This window comes from Pseudarthrobacter sp. NPDC059871, from assembly GCF_042731175.1.
Lineage (GTDB): Bacteria > Actinomycetota > Actinomycetes > Actinomycetales > Micrococcaceae > Arthrobacter.
The window spans coordinates 273,926-294,002 of record NZ_JBHWJV010000002.1 but is presented as its reverse complement, the minus strand read 5'-3'; the positions used below and the strand labels follow the sequence as shown (position 1 = coordinate 294,002).

The 20,077-nt window shown below is 66.7% G+C and carries 20 protein-coding genes; 10 read left to right on the top strand and 10 right to left on the bottom strand.

Translation table 11 applies throughout. The features are described from left to right. Window position 1: 1 nt before the first annotated feature. Both ACFV4R_RS04135 and ACFV4R_RS04130 read left to right on the top strand, forming a co-directional pair. Window positions 2–1,012 carry an anion permease gene (locus ACFV4R_RS04135; RefSeq protein WP_377201166.1) on the top strand — a complete coding sequence of 337 codons (1,011 nt, stop codon included), beginning with the start codon at window positions 2–4 and terminating at the stop codon, window positions 1,010–1,012. Between the two features lie 165 nt (window positions 1,013–1,177). Then, window positions 1,178–1,585 (top strand): hypothetical protein, encoded by a 408-nt coding sequence (locus ACFV4R_RS04130; RefSeq protein ID WP_377201165.1) that lies wholly within the window; start codon window positions 1,178–1,180, stop codon window positions 1,583–1,585. 52 nt (window positions 1,586–1,637) lie between these two features. Here the strand turns inward: ACFV4R_RS04130 and pstB are convergent, their stop codons facing one another. From pstB to pstS, 4 genes are all read right to left on the bottom strand, one after another. Beyond that, window positions 1,638–2,417, bottom strand: coding sequence for a phosphate ABC transporter ATP-binding protein PstB (gene pstB / locus ACFV4R_RS04125; protein ID WP_015935591.1), 780 nt, complete (start codon window positions 2,415–2,417; stop codon window positions 1,638–1,640). Between the two features lie 71 nt (window positions 2,418–2,488). Then, a complete protein-coding gene (gene pstA, locus ACFV4R_RS04120; RefSeq protein ID WP_377201164.1) occupies window positions 2,489–3,601 on the bottom strand; it encodes a phosphate ABC transporter permease PstA in 1,113 nt (370 codons plus the stop codon). Continuing rightward, complete coding sequence (gene pstC, locus ACFV4R_RS04115; protein ID WP_056082832.1) at window positions 3,602–4,534, bottom strand: phosphate ABC transporter permease subunit PstC; 933 nt, start codon at window positions 4,532–4,534, stop codon at window positions 3,602–3,604. A 106-nt stretch (window positions 4,535–4,640) separates the two neighbouring features. Beyond that, window positions 4,641–5,762, bottom strand: a complete 1,122-nt coding sequence (gene pstS, locus ACFV4R_RS04110) for a phosphate ABC transporter substrate-binding protein PstS (protein ID WP_261618567.1) — start codon at window positions 5,760–5,762, stop codon at window positions 4,641–4,643. 252 nt (window positions 5,763–6,014) lie between these two features. Between pstS and ACFV4R_RS04105 the strand changes: the two genes are divergently transcribed. Together ACFV4R_RS04105 and radA are read left to right on the top strand one after the other, a co-directional pair. Then, window positions 6,015–7,142 carry an aromatic acid exporter family protein gene (locus ACFV4R_RS04105; RefSeq protein WP_377201163.1) on the top strand — a complete coding sequence of 376 codons (1,128 nt, stop codon included), beginning with the start codon at window positions 6,015–6,017 and terminating at the stop codon, window positions 7,140–7,142. A gap of 65 nt (window positions 7,143–7,207) precedes the next feature. Continuing rightward, on the top strand, window positions 7,208–8,581 hold the full coding sequence (gene radA / locus ACFV4R_RS04100) for a DNA repair protein RadA (RefSeq protein WP_377201162.1): 1,374 nt from the start codon (window positions 7,208–7,210) through the stop codon (window positions 8,579–8,581). Window positions 8,582–8,610: 29 nt separating this feature from the next. Here radA and ACFV4R_RS04095 read toward each other — a convergent pair whose 3' ends face one another. Then, window positions 8,611–8,880, bottom strand: coding sequence for a hypothetical protein (locus ACFV4R_RS04095; RefSeq protein WP_377201161.1), 270 nt, complete (start codon window positions 8,878–8,880; stop codon window positions 8,611–8,613). Window positions 8,881–8,990: 110 nt separating this feature from the next. Between ACFV4R_RS04095 and ACFV4R_RS04090 the strand changes: the two genes are divergently transcribed. After that, window positions 8,991–9,479 carry an NUDIX domain-containing protein gene (locus ACFV4R_RS04090; RefSeq protein ID WP_377201160.1) on the top strand — a complete coding sequence of 163 codons (489 nt, stop codon included), beginning with the start codon at window positions 8,991–8,993 and terminating at the stop codon, window positions 9,477–9,479. A gap of 90 nt (window positions 9,480–9,569) precedes the next feature. On the opposite strand, the gene ACFV4R_RS04085 is transcribed toward ACFV4R_RS04090, so the two are convergent. The 5 genes from ACFV4R_RS04085 to ACFV4R_RS04065 are packed head-to-tail and all read right to left on the bottom strand — an operon-like array spanning window position 9,570 to window position 13,421. After that, window positions 9,570–9,842: a hypothetical protein gene (locus ACFV4R_RS04085; RefSeq protein WP_377201159.1), complete on the bottom strand. Its 273-nt coding sequence runs from the start codon at window positions 9,840–9,842 to the stop codon at window positions 9,570–9,572. Between the two features lie 17 nt (window positions 9,843–9,859). Further along, window positions 9,860–10,264: a universal stress protein gene (locus ACFV4R_RS04080; RefSeq protein ID WP_015935582.1), complete on the bottom strand. Its 405-nt coding sequence runs from the start codon at window positions 10,262–10,264 to the stop codon at window positions 9,860–9,862. Continuing rightward, window positions 10,261–11,820: a tripartite tricarboxylate transporter permease gene (locus ACFV4R_RS04075; RefSeq protein WP_377201158.1), complete on the bottom strand. Its 1,560-nt coding sequence runs from the start codon at window positions 11,818–11,820 to the stop codon at window positions 10,261–10,263. Before ACFV4R_RS04075 ends, ACFV4R_RS04080 begins: the two co-directional genes overlap by 4 nt. A gap of 9 nt (window positions 11,821–11,829) precedes the next feature. Then, complete coding sequence (locus tag ACFV4R_RS04070) at window positions 11,830–12,405, bottom strand: tripartite tricarboxylate transporter TctB family protein (protein WP_377201157.1); 576 nt, start codon at window positions 12,403–12,405, stop codon at window positions 11,830–11,832. 5 nt (window positions 12,406–12,410) lie between these two features. Continuing rightward, a complete protein-coding gene (locus ACFV4R_RS04065) occupies window positions 12,411–13,421 on the bottom strand; it encodes a tripartite tricarboxylate transporter substrate binding protein (protein WP_377201156.1) in 1,011 nt (336 codons plus the stop codon). A 140-nt stretch (window positions 13,422–13,561) separates the two neighbouring features. On the opposite strand from ACFV4R_RS04065, the gene ACFV4R_RS04060 reads away from it, so the two are divergent. From ACFV4R_RS04060 to ACFV4R_RS04040, 5 genes are all read left to right on the top strand, one after another. After that, on the top strand, window positions 13,562–14,446 hold the full coding sequence (locus ACFV4R_RS04060; protein ID WP_261618563.1) for a LysR substrate-binding domain-containing protein: 885 nt from the start codon (window positions 13,562–13,564) through the stop codon (window positions 14,444–14,446). 177 nt (window positions 14,447–14,623) lie between these two features. Next, a complete protein-coding gene (gene kdgD, locus ACFV4R_RS04055) occupies window positions 14,624–15,538 on the top strand; it encodes a 5-dehydro-4-deoxyglucarate dehydratase (protein WP_377201155.1) in 915 nt (304 codons plus the stop codon). Window positions 15,539–15,565: 27 nt separating this feature from the next. Continuing rightward, window positions 15,566–17,179, top strand: a complete 1,614-nt coding sequence (locus ACFV4R_RS04050; protein ID WP_377201154.1) for an aldehyde dehydrogenase (NADP(+)) — start codon at window positions 15,566–15,568, stop codon at window positions 17,177–17,179. After that, entirely contained in the window at window positions 17,176–18,504 is a 1,329-nt protein-coding gene (locus tag ACFV4R_RS04045; RefSeq protein ID WP_377201153.1) for an enolase C-terminal domain-like protein, read from the top strand. The genes ACFV4R_RS04050 and ACFV4R_RS04045 overlap by 4 nt, the downstream gene beginning before the upstream one ends. Window positions 18,505–18,692: 188 nt before the next feature. Next, a complete protein-coding gene (locus tag ACFV4R_RS04040) occupies window positions 18,693–20,075 on the top strand; it encodes an MFS transporter (protein ID WP_377201152.1) in 1,383 nt (460 codons plus the stop codon). Window positions 20,076–20,077: the final 2 nt, after the last annotated feature.

Sequence of the window (20,077 nt, the reverse complement as noted above, 5' to 3'; positions counted from 1 at the left end):
GGTGACGGCAGCCTTCTTCGGCGCGGTGGTGCTCCTCACCGCCGCGTTTGCCTTCCTCAACGGCTTCCGGGACGTTTCCCTGTCCACGGCCCTGCCCGTCCGCAACCGGGCACTCACGCCCTCCGTGGCGGTCCTGCTGGCCGCCTTCTTCAACTTCGTGGGCGCGCTCCTGAGCGCCACCCTGGCCGTTGCCGTCAGCCAGACATGGATCAGCCTGCCTTCCGGTACCGACGGCCTGGCCATCCTGGTTTCCGGCCTCCTCAGCGCCTGCGCCTGGGGCCTGCTGATGTGGTGGCGGGGCATACCCGTCCCTTCCACGCACACCCTGGTGGGCGGCCTGGCGGGGGCCGGCCTGGCCAGCCTCGCGGTCGGTGGAACCGGGGTGGGCGGCGCGGACCAGTCGCTGCTCCTGCAGGTGGTGCTGCCACTGTTGCTCTCCCCCTTGGTGGCGTACAGCGGCGCGTTCCTGCTGGTGTATCCGGCCACGTGGGCCGCCCGCCATACCCAGCCGAGCGTGGTGAACCAGCGTTTCCGCCGCAGCCAGGCCATCGCCGCCGGCGCGGTGGCATTCGGCCACGGCCTGCAGGACGGCCAGCGGGTCAGCGCCGTGCTGCTGCTCGCGCTGCTCGCGGCAGGATTTTCCGACGGCGGGAGCATCCCCGTGTGGGTTGTCCTCCTGTCCGCGGTGATGATCACCGCGGGGACCCTGTTTGGCGGGTGGCGGATATCCCACACCATCGGCTACAAGCTCACCCGGGTGGATCCGCTGCGCGGTTCGGTGGCCCAGATCTACAGCGCCCTCATGCTGTTCGTGGGGGCACTGGCACTGCACTGGCCCCTGTCCACCACCCACACCGTCACCGCGGCGGTCCTGGGAGCCGGCGAGAACCAGCACTTCTCCGTCACCAACCGCAAGCTGGTCATCCGCATCGTGGGGCTCTGGATCCTCACCCCGGTGGCGACGGCGGCACTCGCCTTCGTGCTGGCGCTGGCCCTGTCCGCGGCAGGCTGAGCGCCCGAATTTCCTGTACAGTCACCGCGCCGGTGACGTACATTCGAAAGATGTCCCCCAGGGCTGGGTACCGGGGATGCGTCCGGCGCCGCGTGCAACCGCCGGATCAGCGCCGCTGCTGCAAACCGGCGGCATGAATGCACATCGCGGAAAAGAGCAGGCATCATGTCTACTTCGAGTCCCCGGCGCCCGCTGCCCCAGCCACGGCAGCTCGGCTGCGCAACCTGCGGCACGGAAAACCACGTGACCATCCACTCGATCACGGCCCTGGATCCCGGTGGCGGGGACCTGGTTACGGTGTCCTATACCTGCGATGACTGCAGGCAGTTCCAGGAGCATCTGGCCTACGCCACGGACGTGGCCGCCGCCCTCCACGAGGTCCGCTCCATGACGCAGGTAATCATGTTCGGCGATGACTACGTCCACTGCGGCTACCCCATGGAGGAATCCGGGTTCGAGATCGAACGGCTGGGCTACCGGACCCGCAGGGCGGGAGGCGGGCACAATGCTGTCTGCCTTCCCACCAGGGTCCTGCGCTGCCGGTGCGGATTCCAGCTGGAAGTCCCGGAGTAGGCCGGCCCCGGGACGCAGCGGCTGCGCTCCCCTTTATCCGAAGCTGCCGGATTTACCCGAAGCGGCCGGAGACGTAATCCTCGGTGGCCTTTTCCACGGGGTTGCTGAAGATGGTGTGGGTGTCGCCAAACTCGATCAGCTTGCCGGGCTTGCCGGTACCGGCGATGTTGAAGAACGCGGTCTTGTCAGAGACGCGCGCGGCCTGCTGCATATTGTGGGTCACGATCACCACGGTGTACTGGTCCTTGAGCTCATTGATGAGGTCCTCAATGGCCAGTGTGGAGATGGGGTCCAGGGCGGAGCAGGGCTCGTCCATGAGGATCACCTGCGGCTCCACGGCGATGGCACGGGCAATGCAGAGGCGCTGCTGCTGGCCGCCGGAGAGGCCGGAGCCGGGCTTGTCCAGCCGGTCCTTGACCTCGTTCCACAGGTTGGCGCCCTTCAGCGAGCGTTCCACCAGGACATCGGCTTCGCCCTTGGAAATCTTCTTGTTGTTCAGCTTCACACCGGCCAGCACGTTGTCCCGGATGGACATGGTGGGGAACGGGTTGGGGCGCTGGAACACCATGCCGATCTGCGAGCGGACCGTCACGGGGTCCACTCCGTTGCCGTACAGGTTGTCTCCGTCCAGGAGGACTTCGCCCTCCACACGGGCGCCGGGGATGACCTCGTGCATGCGGTTCAGGGTCCGCAGGAACGTGGACTTGCCGCAACCGGACGGGCCGATGAACGCGGTGACTGACTTGGCCTCGATGTTGATGCTGACGTCTTCCACGGCGAGGAAGTCGCCGTAGTAAACGTTCAGGTCTTTGACGTCGATGCGCTTAGACATGGTGTTCCTTCACTGACTGGGGATGAATTAAGTCTGGCATCCGGCCCGGGGGACCGGAAGGGGCTGCAGGCTCAGCGGCCCGCTTTGGGGGCGAAGATCCTGGCGATCAGCCGTGCGGCGAGGTTGAGGATCATCACCAGGATGATCAGCACCAGCGCAGCACCCCAGGCCCGCTCGGACGACGGGTCCGGGTTGGCGGGCGAGGTGGGGTTCAGGATCTGGGTGTAGATGAACGTGGGCAGCGAGGCCATCCAGCCGCCGAACACGTTGTTGTTGATGCTGGTGGCAAAGCCGGCGGTGACCAGAATCGGTGCGGTCTCGCCGATCACCCGGGCGATGGCCAGGGTGACGCCGGACGCGATGCCGGAGATCGCCGTCGGGATGACCACCTTGAGGATGGTCCGCCACTTCCGCACGCCCAGGGCGTAGGCGGCCTCGCGGAGTTCGTTGGGGACGATCTTCAGCATTTCCTCGCTGGAGCGGACCACCACGGGAATCATGAGGACTGACAGCGCGACGGCGGCCACCGCACCGGTCTTGGTTCCCGGGCCCATCACGGCGAAGAAGAAGGCCGCTGCGAAGAGGCCGGCCACGATGGAGGGGATGCCGGTCATGACGTCCACGAAGAAGGTGATGGCCCGGGCCAGGCGGCCGTCGTTGCCGTACTCCACCAGGTAGATGGCGGTCAGCAGGCCCACCGGCACGGAAATGACGGTGGCCAGGAGGGTGATCTGCACGGTGCCCAGAAGCGCATGGTAGATACCGCCCAGGACGGGGGCGCCCTCTTCAACGGCCCGGTTGTCATAGACGCCGGTGACGCCGTTCATGGAACTGCTCAGGAAGCCGGGGTTCAGGAGCCCGGGCACGCCGTTGACCAACACCGTCCAGATCACGGAGACGAGCGGAAGCAGCGCCACGAGGAAGGAACCCACCACCAGGCAGGTGGCCAGCCGGTCCTTGGCCTTGCGGGCCCCTTCCACGGCGGCGCTCCAGGACACGAGCCCGACGGCAAACAGCAGCGCCGAGACAAGGCCCCACCCGAAGGCGTTGAAGCCGATGAGCGCCAGGATGGCGGCGCCCACGATCAGGGCGGCGGCCAGGACAATGTACGGGGCGTACTTGGGCAGCTGGCCCTTGGTCAGTGCCGAGCGCTTGCTGCGCACCGGGGTAAGCGTGGAGGTCATTTAGTTGGCTCCCGAGAATTCTTTGTGCCGGGTGATGATCCAGCGCGCAATCATGTTGACGGCCAGGGTGATGACGAACAGGACCAGGCCTGCGGCAATCAGCGTGCTCACCTTCAGGCCGCTGGCCTCCGGGAAGTTCAGGGCGATCTCAGCGGCAATCGTCTGGTTGCCGGACTGGATCAGGCTGGCGGTCAACGCGCCGGAGGACAGCACCAGGGCCACGGCCATGGTTTCGCCGAGCGCACGTCCAAGGCCGAGCATGACGGCGCTGATGATGCCGGGCCGGGCAAAGGGCAGGACGGACATCTTGATCATTTCCCAGCGGGTGGCCCCGAGGGCAAGGGCAGCTTCCTCATGCAGTTTGGGGGTCTGCAGGAAGATTTCGCGGGACAGCGAGGTGATGATGGGCAGCACCATCACGGACAGGACGATGCCCGCCGTCAGGATGGTCTTGCCGGTGGCCGAAGCGGGTCCCTGGAAAATGGGCAGCCAGCCCATGTTGTCCGCCAGCCAGTTGTAGGCCGGGGAGATCTCCCGGGCCAGGAATGTTGCGCCCCAGGCACCGTAGACCACTGACGGGATGGCGGCCAGCAGGTCAACCACATAGCCCAGGCCGGCGGCCAGGCCGCGCGGGGCGAAGTGCGAGATGAACAGTGCAACGCCGATGGCGATGGGCGTGGCGATCACCAGGGCGATGACGGCGGCGATCAGCGTGCCGATCACGATGGGCCAGATGTAGGCGAAGAAGCCCGCCCCGCCCTGGATTTCGGCGGCGGGGGCGGTGAGCGCCGGGATGGCCTGGACCACCAGGAAGAGTGCTACGCCGAACAGGACGGCAAGGATGAGGCAGCCGGCGGCGAGCGCGGCGCCCGAGAAGATTTTGTCCCCGGTGCGGCCGGCGCCCTGGGTGCTGGTCAGGGAGGTGGCGGTCATTCGACGGCCCTTCGATCGTTAACTGGCACGAAAAAGATTGCTGCGTCCAAGCCGAAGTTCCCCGCCTGCCTCTCGGCAGGCGGGGAACCCGGTTTTGGTGCGGCTGCTAGGACTTGACCTTGATGGAGTCAATGGCCTTCTGGGCCTTCTCCGCGAGGGAGGAGGACAGCGGGGCGGACTTCGCGGAGTCGGCGGCGGCCTGCTGGCCTGCATCGGAGACTACGTAGTTCTCGAAGGCCTTGACCAGGTCAACGGTCTCCTGCTTGTCGTAGGCGCTGCAGACCACGTGGTAGGAAACCAGCACCACCGGGTAGGCGCCGGCGGCGGTGGTCTTGCGGTCCAGCTTGATGGAAACGTCGTTGGCGGAGCGGCCGTCAACGGGCTTGCCGGCTTCAACAGCCTTGGCGGCGGCGTCGGCGGAGATCTTGACGAATTCCTCGCCCACCTTGATGGAGGCGGTGCCGAGCTTTCCGCCCACGGCGGAATCGTCAGCGTAGGTCACGGCGCCGGGGGTGTCGGTGACGGTCTTGACCACACCGGAGGTGCCCTTGGCGTTCTCGCCCTGGAGGCTGGCGGGCCAGACGCCGGAGGACTTGTCCGTCCAGACCTCGGGGGCAGCGGAGGCCAGGTAGTCGGTGAAGTTGGTGGTGGTGCCGGAGTCGTCAGAGCGGTTCACCGGGGTGACCTTCAGGTCCGGCAGGCTGACGCCCTCGTTCAGGGCTGCGATGGCGGGATCGTTCCAGTTGGTGATCTGGCCGCGGAAGATCTTGGCAACCGTGGTGGCGTCCAGCTTCAGCTCGGTGACGTTGGGGATGTTGAACGCCACGGCGATGGGCGAGATGTAGACCGGAATGTTGATGGCGCCGTCGGGGCCGCAGACGGTCTTGGAGCTTTCGAGCTCCTCATCCTTGAGGTACGCGTCGGAGCCGGCGAACTGTGCCGAGCCGTCGATGATGGCCTTGCGTCCCGCGCCGGAGCCGTCCGGGGAGTACTGCACGGTGGCGCCCTGGTTGGCGGAGGCGAAGCCTGCCTTCCACGCGTCCATGGCTGCGCCGGTGGAGGAAGCGCCGATGCCGGTGAGGGTGCCCGTGACCTTGGGGCCGGAGGAAGTCTGGTTGCCGGCAGGCGTGGTGCCCGTGGCGTTGTCTGAACCGCAGGCGGTAAGCGCGAGTGCGCCGGCTGCGATAACAGCGATAGCCGCGTGGCGGCCGAAGCGGAGTGCCTTCACTAGGTGTACCCCTTCCAGGGATATTCAGTGCGGGCAGGGACGGAGAACCCTGCTGCGCGATGCGTACGTTCTGTACCTTCAACGAAGTTATGGGCCGCAGGTAACGGGATGGGCTGCCCAAAGTGAACGGAACCTTAACGACGGCGGGACTTTGGTTAACACTTGCCGGGTCACCATTGCGCAGATCACATTCACCGCCGTAGTGCAGGTGCGCGCGCCGGGTCCGGTCCGCGCAGCAATAGACTTGACGCCATGGCCCCCGCAGCAGGACTTACAGCAAGCAGGCGCTTCCTGCACGGCCGCTTCCGCACCGGGCTGATCCGGAGCCGGAATTCCCTGGTTCCGGCCATCCAGATGACCGTCTGCGCCGTGGGCGCCTACGCGTTCGCCGAATACGTGCTGGGCCACTCCGGGCCGCTGTTCGCCGCCACATCGTCGCTGATTGCCCTGGGGTTCTCGCGGGAGCCGCGGCTGCGGCGGGTGCTGGAGGTGGGCCTGGGCTGCACCATCGGCATCGCGGTGGGCGATCTCCTCCTGCACTGGCTGGGCAGCGGAATCTGGCAGGCCGCCGTCGTGCTCCTTTTCTCCATCCTGCTGGCCCGCTTCCTGGACAGCGGCAATATCTTCACCACACAGCTGGCCCTGCAGTCGCTGCTGGTGGTGCTGCTGCCGGCGCCGTCCGGCGGGCCGTTCACCCGCAGTATTGACGCCGTAGTGGGCGGATTGTGCGCCCTGCTGGTGACTATCCTGATGCCCAAGGATCCCCGACGGGAGCCCCGCAAGGACGTCCAGAACCTGCTCCATGAACTGGCGGAAGTGCTGCGCGAGTGCGCGGAGGCATTGGCGCACAGCGACTCCACCAAGGCATGGCACGCCCTGGTCCGCGGCCGGAACTGCCAGCCGCTGGTGGACGGGATGCGGCACTCCCTGCGGGCCTCCAATGAGGTTGCCCGCCTGGCGCCCGCCTACCGCCGCCACCGGGACGAGCTGGACCGGCTCAAGGAATCCTTGGACTTCATCGACCTGGCTTTGCGCAACAGCCGGGTATTCGCCCGGCGGCTCACCAGCGCCATCAACCATGCGGCGCTCTCCGACGAAGCCACCGAGAACATCGCCGAAGTGCTGCAGGAGACCGCTGCCGCGATTGAGGAATTGTCGCTGGGCCTCGCGGAAACGCACGACGGCGTCCGGCGCGCCCACCTGCGCACGGCACGGAACGACCTCAGCGAGATCGCCCTGCGGCTGCACCCGAAGCTGCTCGAGGTGCAGCGGTTGGAGGGCGAAACAGTGGTCATGCTGTTCCGGCCACTGATGGTGGACCTGCTGGAAGCCACGGGCATGGATGCCCAGGAGGCCCGGGACGTACTGCCAACGCTGTAGCCGCCAGGCCGCGGGCCGGCGGGGCCGGAAGCCCGATGTCGGTGCCCGCCAGTAGGGTTGGGGGCATGGCAACAAAGACTTCCCGGGCTTCCAAGGCGCCCGCGTACAAATGCGCCGAGTGCGGCTGGACCACCGTCAAGTGGGTGGGGCGCTGCGGCGAGTGCCAGGCGTGGGGCACCGTTGAGGAAACGGGCACCGCTGTTGCACGTACCACGGCGGCCACCACCGTTGTGGAGCCGGCCCGGCGGATTGCCGAGGTGGACGCCACCACGGCGGCTTTCCTTCCCACGGGTGTGGCCGAGCTGGACCGGGTGCTGGGCGGCGGCCTGGTCCCGGGTGCCGTCATCCTGCTGGCCGGCGAACCCGGCGTCGGGAAATCCACCCTCCTGCTGGACGTGGCCGCCAAGTTCGCCCGGACGGCACAGGATGTCCTGTACGTGACCGGCGAGGAATCCGCCGCACAGGTGAAGCTGCGCGCCGAGCGGATCGACGCCGTCGCCGAATCCCTCTACCTGTCCGCGGAAACGGACCTGGGCCAGGCGCTGGGCCAGGTGGAAAAGATTGAACCGCGGCTCCTGATCGTGGACTCCGTGCAGACGCTCAGCAGCGCCGATGTGGAGGGGAGCGCCGGCGGCGTGTCCCAGGTCCGGGAGGTGGCGGCCTCCATCATCGCCGCGGCCAAGCGGCGGAACATGACCACCCTCCTGGTGGGCCACGTGACCAAGGACGGGTCCATCGCCGGGCCCCGCCTGCTGGAGCACCTGGTGGATGTCGTCTGCCAGTTCGAGGGCGAGCGGCACTCCCGGCTGCGGCTGCTCCGGGCTGTCAAGAACCGTTACGGGCCCACGGACGATGTGGGCTGTTTCGACCTGAACGAGAACGGCATTGAAGGGCTCACCGATCCCAGCGGCCTGTTCGTCAGCCGCACCAAGGATCCGGTCTCCGGCACCTGCATCACCGTGACCATGGAGGGACGCCGTCCGCTGCTGGCCGAAGTTCAGTCGCTGCTGGCCGAAAGCCCCAACTCCCAGCCGCGCCGGGCCACCAGCGGCCTGGACAGCTCCCGGGTGTCCATGCTCCTGGCCGTGCTGCAGCAGCGCGCCGGAACGCAGCTGCACAAGGATGATTCCTACGTGGCAACAGTGGGTGGTGTGAAGCTCAGCGAGCCCGCCACGGACCTGGCCGTCGCCCTGGCCGTGGCCTCAGCAAAAGCCCGCAAGCCGCTGCCGGTCCGGCTCATCGCCTTCGGCGAGGTGGGCCTGGCCGGTGAGGTGCGTCCTGTGCCCGGCATCAACCAGCGGATCCAGGAGGCCCACCGGCTGGGATTCACCCATGCTGTGGTCCCTGCCAGCCACACGGGGCCCGGGCCGGTTCCTGCCGGTTTCTCGGTTCGCGAGGTGGAACACCTGACCGAGGCGCTGAGCCTGCTGATCGGCTGATTGCCCGCCGGGCTTTTTCCGGGAAGGGGTCAGGGGTGCTGCGGAAGCTGGTCCGGATCGTCCCGGTGGGCGCTGAACAGCCAACTGGAGACATCACTGCGCAGCACCAGCAGGGGTCCGCCCGTGGAGCTGACGTTTCCCGTGGGCACGTAGTAGCCCCTGCCGGAACCAGGCCCGCCTGCCGCACGGTCCAGGGCATCCTGGAGGTGGCGGGGCAGATGCCCCTGCGGCCCCAGGCGGTGAAGCTCATCAAGTTCTTCCGGCGTGAGCCGTCCCATAACCTCAGCGATGTTGGCCATGATGGTCCCTTCGAGCAAAGTGCCTGAAGGAATAACCTAAAGCAGTGCCGTGAACTGCGGGTTAACACCGGACGGCAGTTTTCCACTTTTGATTCGACCTTGGAGGGCAGATGCCGGTTCGAAGCGCAGGACTCCTGCTGTACCGGCGGGACGCAGACGGTCCCGGCTCACATCCGGACGTTCACGTGTGGATCGCCCACATGGGCGGACCGTTCTGGGCACGGAAGGACGCCCATGCCTGGTCCATTCCCAAGGGTGAGTACGGCGACGGCGAGGTCCCCCTCGAAGCGGCCCTGCGGGAATTTGCCGAGGAGATGGGTGTGGCCGCTCCCGCCGCCGAGTACAGGCTGCTGGGTGAGTTCCGGCAGTCCAGCGGCAAGGTCATTACCGTGTTCACAGCGGAACAGGATTTTCAGCCCGAAAGTATCGTCAGCAACACGTTTCCGCTCGAATGGCCCAAGGGGTCCGGACGTATCCAGCACTTCCCCGAGATCGACGACGCCCGCTGGTTTCCGGTGCCAGCCGCACGGGACAAACTCGTCAAAGGCCAGATTCCCGTGCTGGACGCGCTGCTGAAAGAGCTCGGCTCCGCCGAATGACGGCAGGATGCCACAAAGCCGGTGGTCCGTGAAGGACCACCGGCTTTGAACGCCAACCCAGGCGGCAGAATGTTCCTGCGGCGGTGCGGCCTATGACCGGGCGATCATCGCAACGCTGACGTCGTCACCGGAGCAGACCATGGTCCGTCCGCCGCCGTCGCGCCGGATCATCCAGAACACACTGCGGTCCGCTGCGATCATGTCGATCGTCCCAGACACGGCCGCTCCCCGGGCCGCCAGCACCTCGACGTCGTCGCCCCGGCCCAGCCTGGACCAGTCGGGGACCGGCACCTGGACCGGGGCGGCAACGCGGACCGGCCCGCGCCTGGCGGCGATCCTGCGAAGGGGGCTGCGCTGATACATTCCGGTTCCCGTTCCTGCTAGAAGTTTCCGCCGTCGGCCTTGACGGCCAGCACTGGACGGTCGGCCTGCATCAGGATCTGCTGCGCGTGGCTGCCAAGGATGAACTTGCCCACCTGGGTGCGGTGCCGCAGTCCTATGACGATGAGCGAGGCATCCACCTCCCGGGCAACGTCCAGGAACTCGTCAGCGAGGTCGTGCTGGTACGGCGGCTGGATGACTGTTGCCTTGATGCCCGCGGCCGTAGCCCGGGCAGCGGCCTCCGCCAGCACGTCCTCGGGGGCGACGGACTTGTCCACCAGCGCACCCTGGCGGGCTGAGTTGACGATGAACAGTTCCTGGTTCCTCAGTTGCGCCTCCGCGATGCCTGCGGTGAGGGCAGCCTCCCCGGCAGGTGTGGGGACGAACCCGACGATGATGCTCATACCTTCTCCTTGATGTTGTTGGCGCCGTCGTTGTTGGTGCCGTCACCGGCCGGGGCGGATGCCGCCGTCGTGCCCTTGCGCTTGGCGATTGCGCTGCGGATGCCCGGCATCAGTGCTACCAGGACGAAGACCGCCAGCAGGGTGGCCGAGATGGGCCGGGTGAAGAACCCGGTGGGGTCGCCGTCGAACACCAGGAGCGAGCGGCGAAGTGAGCTTTCCAGCAGCTCGCCCAGGACGAATGCCAGGACCAGCGGGCCGGGTTCGAAGCCGAACTTCTTCATCAGGTAACCCACCACGCCGAAGACCACAACGAGCGTCACATCGAACATGCTGTTGTTGATGGTGTAGGCACCCAGCAGCGTGATCAGGGCGGTGATCGGGGCAAGGATGGCGGCGCGGACACGCAGGATCCGCACGAAGATTCCCACCAGGGGGAGGCTCATGATCAGGAGCAGGATGTTGCCGATGTACATCGAGTTCACCACGCCCCAGAACAGCTCCGGCTCCTGCTCCACGAGCTGCGGGCCCGGGGTGACGCCCTGGATCAGCAGCGCGCCGAACATCAGTGCCATGGTGGCGTTGGCTGGGATGCCAAGGGTCAGCAGCGGAATGAACGACGACGTTGCTGCCGCGTTGTTCGCCGTTTCGGGGCCGGCCACGCCCTCGGGCGCACCCTTGCCGAAGCGTTCGGGCTGCTTGGCGCGCTTCTTTTCCATGGCGTACGAGGCCATGGAGGCGATGGTGGCGCCACCGCCGGGAAGGATGCCAAGGAAGAACCCGAGCACGGAGCCGCGGCCGATGGCACCGGAGGCATGCTTCAGTTCTGCTTTCGAGGGCCAGACGTTGGACACCTTCGACGGCGCTTTGGCAGCGCGGTGCCGCTCCTCCAGGTTGTAGAGGATCTCGCCGAGGCCGAAGATGCCCATGGCGATCGGCACGAAGTCGATGCCGTCGGCCAGCTGGATGCTGCCGAAGGTGAAGCGGCTCTCACCGGTGAAGATGTCCCGGCCCACGGTGGCCAGCAGGAGGCCCACCGATGCGGCGATCAGCGCTTTGGCTTTGGATCCGCCGCTGATGGTTGCCACCAGCAGGATGCCCAGCATGGCCAGCGCGGAATACTCGGGCGGCCCGAAGTCCAGGGCGAAGCCTGCCACCAGGGGCGCCAGGAAGGTCAGGCCGATGATGGCTGCCGTGCCGCCGATGAACGAACCGATCGCGGCCAGGCCTAAAGCGGTTCCTGCCTTGCCCTGCCGGGCCATCTGATACCCGTCAAAAACGGTGACCACGGAGGATGCTTCACCGGGGAGCCGCAGCAGCACCGACGTGATGGTGCCGCCGTACTGGGCCCCGTAGAAGATGCCCGCGAGCATGATGATGGCCGTCACCGGCTCAACGCCGTAGGTCAGGGGCAGCAGGATGGCGATGGTGGCGGCCGGTCCCAGGCCTGGGAGCACGCCGATCAGCATGCCGATGACAACGCCGATCAGGCAGTACAGGAGGTTCATCGGTTCCAGGACGACCGAGAAACCGTTAATCACGGGATTAAGAAAATCCACGGTGGTCTCCTAGAAGAGGTGGGGAATGGAGGTGCCCAGCGCCAGGATGAAGATCGCGTAGAACGCAACCACCACCAGGACACTGATCAGGAGGGTTGAGCGCCAGGTTTCGCCGCCGAGGAATTTCATCCAGATGACGCACAGGACCAGGGCGGGGATTTCGAAGCCGATCACCGGCATCAGCGCAACCATCGTGGCGAGGGTGGCCAGGCCAATCAGCGGGGCGAACGACATCCGGGTGAATTTCTCGGCATCCCGGTTGTGCCGGCCCAGGATCAGCTGGAAGAGCCCGAGGGCCACCATCACGCAGCTGGCCATGAAGGGCCACAGCCCGGGTTGCGGGGCGGACAAGGTGCCCAGGCCCATGGCCACCGAGAGGACCAGGGCGCCGATGCCGACGCCGAGCACCACCAGGGAGGACGCGGCGTTGGCCAGCGGCCCGGCAGCGGGAGGCTTTTCCTCTTCCCATTGCGCGGCGAGCTGCTCCGGGGTCAGGGCTTCGGGCAGTTCGTTGGGGGCGTCCGCGCCGGGCGCGACGGCGGTGCTGCCGTCACGCCCGGCGGATACTGCTGGAGTTGTCTCCATGGTTCTTACTTGTTCCCGCCGAGGCTGATGTCGTACTTCTCCACCAGCTCCTTGTACTTCTCGGCGTAGCCCTTCCACTCAGTGACAACTTCCTCGCCGCTGAGCTCTTTGGGCGTCAACAGGTTCTTCTTGTTGAACTCCTTGTAGGCGTCGGTCTTGAAGGTGTCCTGGAAGGATGCCAGGAGCTTGTCCTTGACCTCCTGCGGGGTGCCCTTGGGCGCTGCCACCGCACGGTACTGGGCCACCGGGACGTCGTAGCCGGCTTCCTTGGCTGACGGCACATTAGGCAGGAAGCTGTTGCGCTCTTCGGAGAAGACGAGCAGCGGGGAAACCTTGCCGGCTTCGATCTGCGCCATGGCCTCGCCGAGCTGGATGGTGGCCAGTTCAACCTGGTTGCCCAGGACGGCCGTCAGGGCGGGCTTGCCGCTGTCGAAGGGAACGTCGGTGCCCTTCACGTTGGCCTGCTTGAACAGGACGGTCTGGGCCAGCTGGCTGCCGGTGCCCACGCCCGTGGTGCCGAACGTGACGTTGCGGCCGGCGTTGGTGACATCCTTGAAGCTCTTGAAGCCTGACTGCTGGCTGGCCACGAGGACGTAGTCGTCCTGCGACAACCCGGCGATGATGTCCAGGTCATCGATGTTCACGGCTTCGTCGGCGCTGACGGCCAGCGGGGTGATGGTGATCAGCGATGCGGTGAGCAGTACCAGCTCCTGGCCGTCTGCGGTCTTGCCTGCCACTTCCTTGGTGGCGAGGGCTCCGTTGGCGCCGGGCTTATTGACCACGGGCATGGGGGAACCGAGGGTCTTGGTAGCCCCTTCGGCCAGGGCACGGGCGATGAGGTCGGTGCTGCCGCCGGCCGCCTGGCCTACGGTGAGCGTGACCGGACCGCTGGGGAACTTGGACGAATTGCCGGCCGCGGCGCCGCCGCCAACGTTGCCGCCGCAGGCCGTCAAGGCCAACAGCGTGACAGCCGACGCAGTGCCGAGGATCGCGCGGCGGGTGGGGAAGTGCTTCATTGGAACTCCTCATTAAGTCTCCGGGTGGGGCCCGGAACAATCTGTGAATCGGGTCACCCCGTTCGCTTTGTCGAGTGTAGGGAGCGGTTATGATGCCTGTCTAAGCCCATATCTGCATCATTTGATACCCGGAAGGCATCATGTTTACTTTCGACCAGCTGGCCGGCTTCATCGCCGTGGCCGAGGAGCTCCACTTCGGGCGCGCGGCCGAACGGCTGAACATGACGCAGCCGCCGCTGAGCCGGCAGATCCAGAAGCTGGAAAAGATCGTCGGCGCCGAACTGCTGGAACGGGACAACAGGAAAGTCACCCTGACCTCGGCCGGCGAAGCCTTCCTGGACGAGGCCCGGCGGCTGATGGCGCTTGCCGAGCGGGCACCTGTCACGGCCCGGCGGATCGCCTCCGGGCGGTCGGGCGTCCTGCGGGTGGGGTTTACCGCTGCCAGCGGCTTCAGCATCCTGGGCCCCCTCCTGGGAGAACTGGCGGCCATCATCCCGGACGTGGACATCGACCTGCAGGAACTGGTGACCGGTGAGCAGCTCAGCGGCCTCCTCACCGGAGAACTCGACCTAGGGCTGGCCAGGCCGCCGTTCGACAGTGAGACTTTCGATTCACACCTGCTCTACCGCGAGTCCATGGTGATAGCGGTGCCGGCCGGGCACCCGCTGACGCTATTGGCACGGGACATCACGGCCGAGGACTTCAAGGACGAACCCCTGATCATGCACTCCCCCACCCAGGCCCGGTATTTCTACGACCTGGTGGTGCGGATGCTGCCCATCCGCCATGCCAACGTGGTGCACACCGTGAGCCAGATCCTCACCATGGTGTCACTGGTGGCCGCTGGCCGCGGCCTTGCCTTCGTGCCCCACTCCGCCACCTTGCTGGGCATCAAGGACGTGGAGTTCCTGCCACTCGAGGCCGGGCGGGGGGAGGAAGTGGAACTGCATGCGCTGTGGAACCGCAGGATCACCAACCCCGCTTTGGCCAGGCTGCTGCGCGACCTCGAATTCGCGATGGAGTGACCCGCCGGGGCAGGCCACCCAACACAACTTGCCGCTCCGGCGCCTGCGGCAACATGATGCAACAAAGGTATCAATACATATAAAAATACACTTAGACAGGCATCGGCGGCACTCCTACGCTGGGAAGGAATCATCAGCCTGCCGCCTTCGCGGCGCACACACCCGGAGGACCACACCGTGGCAAAGTACACCCCCCAGGAACTGGCGGACACACTTAAGGAAGGCCTGCTGTCCTTCCCCGTGACGTCGTTCGACGCCAACCTCCAGTTCGATGAGGAGAACTACCGCAAGCACCTGTCCTGGCAGGCGAGCTTCCCCGTGGCCGGCCTCTTCGCCGCCGGCGGCACCGGCGAAGGTTTCTCCCTGACCCCCGCGGAGTCCGAGCGTGTGGTCCGCACCGCCGTCGACGAAGTGGGCAGCCGCGTTCCGGTCCTGGCCTCCGCCGGCGGATCCACCGCCCAGGCCATCGAAAATGCCCGGGCTGCGGAAGCTGCCGGCGCCGATGGCATCCTGCTCCTGCCGCCGTACCTGACCGAAGCCGACCAGGCCGGCCTGGTGGAACACGTCAGCGCCGTCTGCCGCGCCACGTCCCTCGGCGTGATCATCTACAACCGGGCGAACGCCATCTACAAGGACACCACTGTGGCCACCCTGGCGGACCGCCATGAGAACCTCATTGGCTTCAAGGACGGCGTTGGCGACCTTGAGCACGATGCCCGCGTCTACGCCAAGCTCGGCGACCGGCTCTTCTACCTCGGCGGCCTCCCCACCGCCGAAACCTTCGCGCTGCCGCTGCTGCAGCTGGGCATGAGCACCTACTCCAGCGCCATGTACAACTTCGTTCCGCAGTTCGCCCTGGATTTCTACCAGGACGTCCGCAACCAGGACCGCGCCGCCGTGAACAAGAAGCTGAACGACTTCGTCATCCCCTACCTGGACATCCGCGACCGCGTGAAGGGCTACTCTGTCTCCATCGTCAAGGGCGGCCTGGACGCCATCGGCCGTTCCGCGGGCCCGGTGCGCACGCCGCTGCAGAACCTGGCGCCGCAGGACCTCGCGGACCTCAAAGCCCTCATCGCCACCGTTTCCTAGCCGTCACCGAAGACACAGGAGCAATCCATGACCCTCACCGGACATTCACTCATCGCAGGCCGGACGGTTGCCGGCGAAGGCAAGACCACCTTCGGGTTCAATCCCGCCACCAACGAGGCCCTCGAACCCGCCTACACGCTGCTCACCGAAGAACAGCTCGCGACGGCCACCACGGCGGCGAAGGAAGCCTTCCCCTCGTTCAGCACTTTGGACCCGGAAACCCACGCCGCCTTCCTGGAGTCCATCGCGGACAACATCGAAGCCATCGGCGATGAGCTGCTGGTCCGCGCCGGCCAGGAAACCGGCCTGCCCGCCGCACGGCTCACCGGTGAGCGTGCCCGCACCACCGGCCAGTTGCGCCTCTTCGCCGCTGTGGTCCGCCAGGGCGACTTCCGCGGTGTCCGCATCGACCCCGCCATCCCGGACCGCGCACCGCTGCCCCGCGCAGACATCCGCCAGCGGCAGATCCCGCTGGGCCCGGTGGCGGTGTTCGGTGCCAGCAACTTCCCGCTGGCCTTCTCGACGGCGGGCGGCGACACCGCCTCGGCCCTCGCCGCCGGCTGCCCCGTGGTCTTCAAGGCCCACAACGCCCACCCCGGCACCAGCGAACTGGTAGGCCAGGCCATCAGCAAAGCCGTCCAGGACAATGGCCTGCACCCCGGCGTCTTCTCGCTGATCTACGGCCCCGGCTCCAGCATCGGCCAGGCCCTCGTGGCAGACCCCGCCATCAAGGCCGTCGGGTTCACCGGATCCCAGTCCGCCGGAATCGCCCTCATGAAGACCGCTGCCGCGCGTCCGGAACCCATCCCGGTCTACGCCGAAATGTCCTCCCTCAACCCCGTCTTCGTTTTCGACGGCGCCCTCGCCGGCAGCCCCGAAAGCATCGACGCCCTCGCAGCGGCCTACGTCACCGCCGTCACCGGCAGCTCCGGCCAGCTCTGCACTTCCCCCGGCCTGCTCTTCGCCCCCGCAGGCGAGGCTGGCGACAAACTCGCTGCCGCCGTCGGACGCGCCGTAGCCGCCAGTGCCGGGCAGACCATGCTCACCGCGGGCATCGCCGGGTCCTGGAACACCGGCACCGAGGCACTCGGCGCAGCCGACGGCGTCGAACTCATCGGCCAGGGCACCCCGGGGCCCACCGAAAACGCCCCCGCACCGGCGATCTTCGGCACCGGTGTTGACCAGTTCACCACCAACCACGTCCTGCACCAGGAAATCTTCGGCGCCGCATCCCTGGTGATCCGGTACACCGGCACCGAGGACCTGCTCCAGGCAGCCGCCCGGATCGAGGGCCAGCTCACCGCGTCCCTGCACCTCACCGAGGCAGACTACGCGACGGCGGCACCCCTGATCCCCGTCCTCGAACAGAAAGTGGGCCGCATCATCGTCAACGGCTGGCCCACCGGCGTCGAAGTAGGCCACGCCATGGTCCACGGCGGCCCCTTCCCCGCCACCTCGGACACCCGCACCACCTCGGTGGGAACCCTCGCCATCAACCGCTTCCTCCGCCCGGTGGCCTACCAGAACATCCCCCAGGAACTGCTTCCGGTGCCCCTGCAGGACGCCAACCCCTGGCACCTCAACCGCCGCATCGACGGCGATGTCGTGGCAGCACCCGAGAAGGCAGAGGTGGGCGCATGAGCGGCCAGCCCACCATCGCCGGCGTTGAGGTAGTACCTGTCGCCGGGCACGACAGCATGCTGATGAACCTCAGCGGCGCCCACGGCCCGTTCTTCACCCGCAACGTGGTCATCCTGACCGACTCCGACGGGCGCACCGGCCTGGGCGAGGTACCCGGCGGCGAAAAGATCCGCACCACCATCGAGGAAGCCGGGGCACTGCTCAAGGGCAAGCCGGTGGCCCGCTACCGCTCGCTGCTGCGGGACGTCGCGGCGGAGTTCGCCGACCGGGACGCCGGCGGCCGCGGCCTGCAGACCTTCGACCTGCGCACCACGGTCCACGCCGTCACGGCCGTCGAATCGGCCCTGCTGGACCTGCACGGGCAGTTCCTCGGCGTTCCCGTGGCGGAACTGCTCGGCGACGGGCAGCAGCGCACCTCGGTGCCCATGCTTGGCTACCTCTTCTTCGTGGGCGACCATAAGCGCACGGACCTGCCGTACCTCGTGGAGGAATCGCCGTCGGACCGCTGGGAAGAACTCCGCCGGCAGGAGGCCATGACTCCGGAAGCCGTCGTCGCACTGGCCGAAGCCGCGCAGGAGCGTTACGGTTTCAGCGACTTCAAGCTCAAGGGCGGCGTCCTGTCCGGCGACGACGAAGTGGACGTGGTGACGGCCCTGGCCAAACGCTTCCCGGACGCCCGGGTCACGCTGGATCCCAACGGCGGATGGCTCCTTGACGACGCCATCCGGCTGGGCAAAAGGATGCAGGGCGTGGTGGCGTACGCCGAGGATCCATGCGGCGCCGAAGGACGTTTCTCCGGCCGCGAGGTCATGGCGGAATTCCGCCGCGCCACCGGACTGAAGACGGCCACCAACATGATCGCCACGGACTGGCGCGAGATGTCCCACGCCATCCGCAGCAACGCCGTGGACATCCCGCTGGCGGACCCGCACTTCTGGACCATGCACGGCTCGGTCCGGGTAGCGCAGCTGTGCAACGAGTTCGGCCTCACGTGGGGCTCGCACTCCAACAACCACTTCGATATCTCGCTGGCCATGTTCACGCACACCGGTGCCGCGGCGCCGGGTGAAATCACCGCCCTGGACACCCACTGGATCTGGCAGGACGGCCAGGGCCTGACCAAGAGCCCGCTCCAGATCAAGGGCGGGGCCATCGAGGTCCCGGCCGCGCCCGGCCTGGGTATTGAACTGGACCGTGAAGCGCTGGACAGGGCGCACCAGCTGTACCTGGAGCACGGACTGGACGCCCGTGACGACAGCATCGGCATGCAGTACTACATCGACGGCTGGTCCTTCGATCCGAAGCGGCCCTGCCTGGTCAGGTAGGACTGCGGCAGCAGCCCCGGACCGGGAGCGCAGCTGCCACAAATTTGGGGGCCCCTTTTGTTCTGCTCGGCGGACACAAAAGGGGCCCTCCCCATGCCTGTCCCCTAAAGTAAATGAGTCGCTGTGGCGCGCCCCACATTCCCCAGCCCCGCAGCCGGCAGCTAGATCTATCCCAAAGGAAATACTCAATGGTGTCTGTGGACAATGCCGTCACGGACGTGGCTTCGGCCACGAAGAAATTCTTCAAGCGCGTACTGCCCATCATGCTGGTGATGCTGGTCTGCAACCAGCTGAACCGCTCCAACATCGGGTACGCGCAGGACCACCTGCAGGCCGACGTGGGCATCGGCGCTGCGGCCTACGGGTTCGGCGCGGGCCTGTTCTTTATCGCCTACGCCATCTTCGAACTTCCCAGCAACGTGATGATGGAGAAGTACGGCGCCAAGATCTGGCTGACCAGGATCATGATCAGCTGGGGCATCGTCTCCTTCCTGATGGCGTTCGTGCAGAACGAGACCATGTTCTACGTCCTCCGGTTCCTGCTGGGAGCTGCGGAGGCCGGGTTCTTCCCCGCTGTCATCTTCTACTTTGCCCGCTGGGTCCCTGCGGGGCAGCGCGGCAAGGCCACCGCCATCTTCATCGCCGGTTCCTCCGTGGCCGCGGCGATCTCCGGCCCCGTGGCCGGCGCCCTCCTGAGCCTGCAGGGTGTCCTTGGCCTGCGCGGCTGGCAGTGGCTGTTCGGTTTCGAAGGTGCGTTGTCCGTCGTTGTGGGCATGGCCGTGTTCTTCGTCCTGGACGCCGGCATCAAGGATGCCAAGTGGCTCTCCCCCGCCGAGAAGGCCGCGCTGACGCAGGCCATCAGTGACGAGGACGCCCAGCACGCCTCCGCCAGCGGCGACGGGGCCGGCGGCAAGCTCAACCGTTGGAAGATGCTGCTGAACCCGCAGATCCTGCTGCTGTGCGGCATCTACTTCTCCGTGCAGCTCTCCATCTACGCCAACACGTTCTGGCTGCCCAGCATCATCAAGCAGATCCCCGGCACCACGGACCTGACCGTCGGCTTCCTGTCTTCCATCCCGTGGGTCTGCGCCGTGTTCGCGATGTATTTCGCCGCCAAGATGCAGGACAAGGCAAAGTCCAAGAAGCCGCTGCTGGTAGTGGCACTGCTGGTGGCCGCAGTGGGTACCTTCGCGGCCGCCATCGCCTCACCGGTGCTGGCATTGGTTTTCCTGGCCGTCGCCGCCATGGGCTTCAAGAGCGCCTCGCCGCTCTTCTGGACCATCCCGCAGTCCGGGTTGCACCCGCTGGTCCTGGCGCCGGCCATCGCCATCATCAACTCGCTGGGCAACCTGGGCGGCTTCGTGGCGCCCTTCGGTTTCGGCATCATCAAGGAGCAGACCGGCAGCGTGGTTCCCGGCCTGTTCGCGCTGGCCGCCGCGTCCACCGTTGCCGCCGGCCTGGTCTACTTCCTGAAGGAGCGCCGCAGCGGAGGGGACGCCGTCGTGGATTCCGCGAACCCTTCAGCAAAGGCAGCGGAGGCAGCCGCGGCACCCGTCCCATCCCGCGCCTGACG

Bases quoted from the DNA above. Each gene is read 5' to 3' on its own strand.
- ACFV4R_RS04130 (WP_377201165.1), top strand. From the start codon at position 1,178: ATGTCTACTTCGAGTCCCCGGCGCCCGCTGCCCCAGCCACGGCAGCTC.
- pstB (WP_015935591.1), bottom strand. From the start codon at position 2,417: ATGTCTAAGCGCATCGACGTCAAAGACCTGAACGTTTACTACGGCGAC.
- pstA (WP_377201164.1), bottom strand. From the start codon at position 3,601: ATGACCTCCACGCTTACCCCGGTGCGCAGCAAGCGCTCGGCACTGACC.
- pstC (WP_056082832.1), bottom strand. From the start codon at position 4,534: ATGACCGCCACCTCCCTGACCAGCACCCAGGGCGCCGGCCGCACCGGG.
- ACFV4R_RS04105 (WP_377201163.1), top strand. From the start codon at position 6,015: ATGGCCCCCGCAGCAGGACTTACAGCAAGCAGGCGCTTCCTGCACGGC.
- radA (WP_377201162.1), top strand. From the start codon at position 7,208: ATGGCAACAAAGACTTCCCGGGCTTCCAAGGCGCCCGCGTACAAATGC.
- ACFV4R_RS04095 (WP_377201161.1), bottom strand. From the start codon at position 8,880: ATGGCCAACATCGCTGAGGTTATGGGACGGCTCACGCCGGAAGAACTT.
- ACFV4R_RS04090 (WP_377201160.1), top strand. From the start codon at position 8,991: ATGCCGGTTCGAAGCGCAGGACTCCTGCTGTACCGGCGGGACGCAGAC.
- ACFV4R_RS04085 (WP_377201159.1), bottom strand. From the start codon at position 9,842: ATGTATCAGCGCAGCCCCCTTCGCAGGATCGCCGCCAGGCGCGGGCCG.
- ACFV4R_RS04080 (WP_015935582.1), bottom strand. From the start codon at position 10,264: ATGAGCATCATCGTCGGGTTCGTCCCCACACCTGCCGGGGAGGCTGCC.
- ACFV4R_RS04070 (WP_377201157.1), bottom strand. From the start codon at position 12,405: ATGGAGACAACTCCAGCAGTATCCGCCGGGCGTGACGGCAGCACCGCC.
- ACFV4R_RS04065 (WP_377201156.1), bottom strand. From the start codon at position 13,421: ATGAAGCACTTCCCCACCCGCCGCGCGATCCTCGGCACTGCGTCGGCT.
- ACFV4R_RS04060 (WP_261618563.1), top strand. From the start codon at position 13,562: ATGTTTACTTTCGACCAGCTGGCCGGCTTCATCGCCGTGGCCGAGGAG.
- ACFV4R_RS04050 (WP_377201154.1), top strand. From the start codon at position 15,566: ATGACCCTCACCGGACATTCACTCATCGCAGGCCGGACGGTTGCCGGC.
- ACFV4R_RS04045 (WP_377201153.1), top strand. From the start codon at position 17,176: ATGAGCGGCCAGCCCACCATCGCCGGCGTTGAGGTAGTACCTGTCGCC.
- ACFV4R_RS04040 (WP_377201152.1), top strand. From the start codon at position 18,693: ATGGTGTCTGTGGACAATGCCGTCACGGACGTGGCTTCGGCCACGAAG.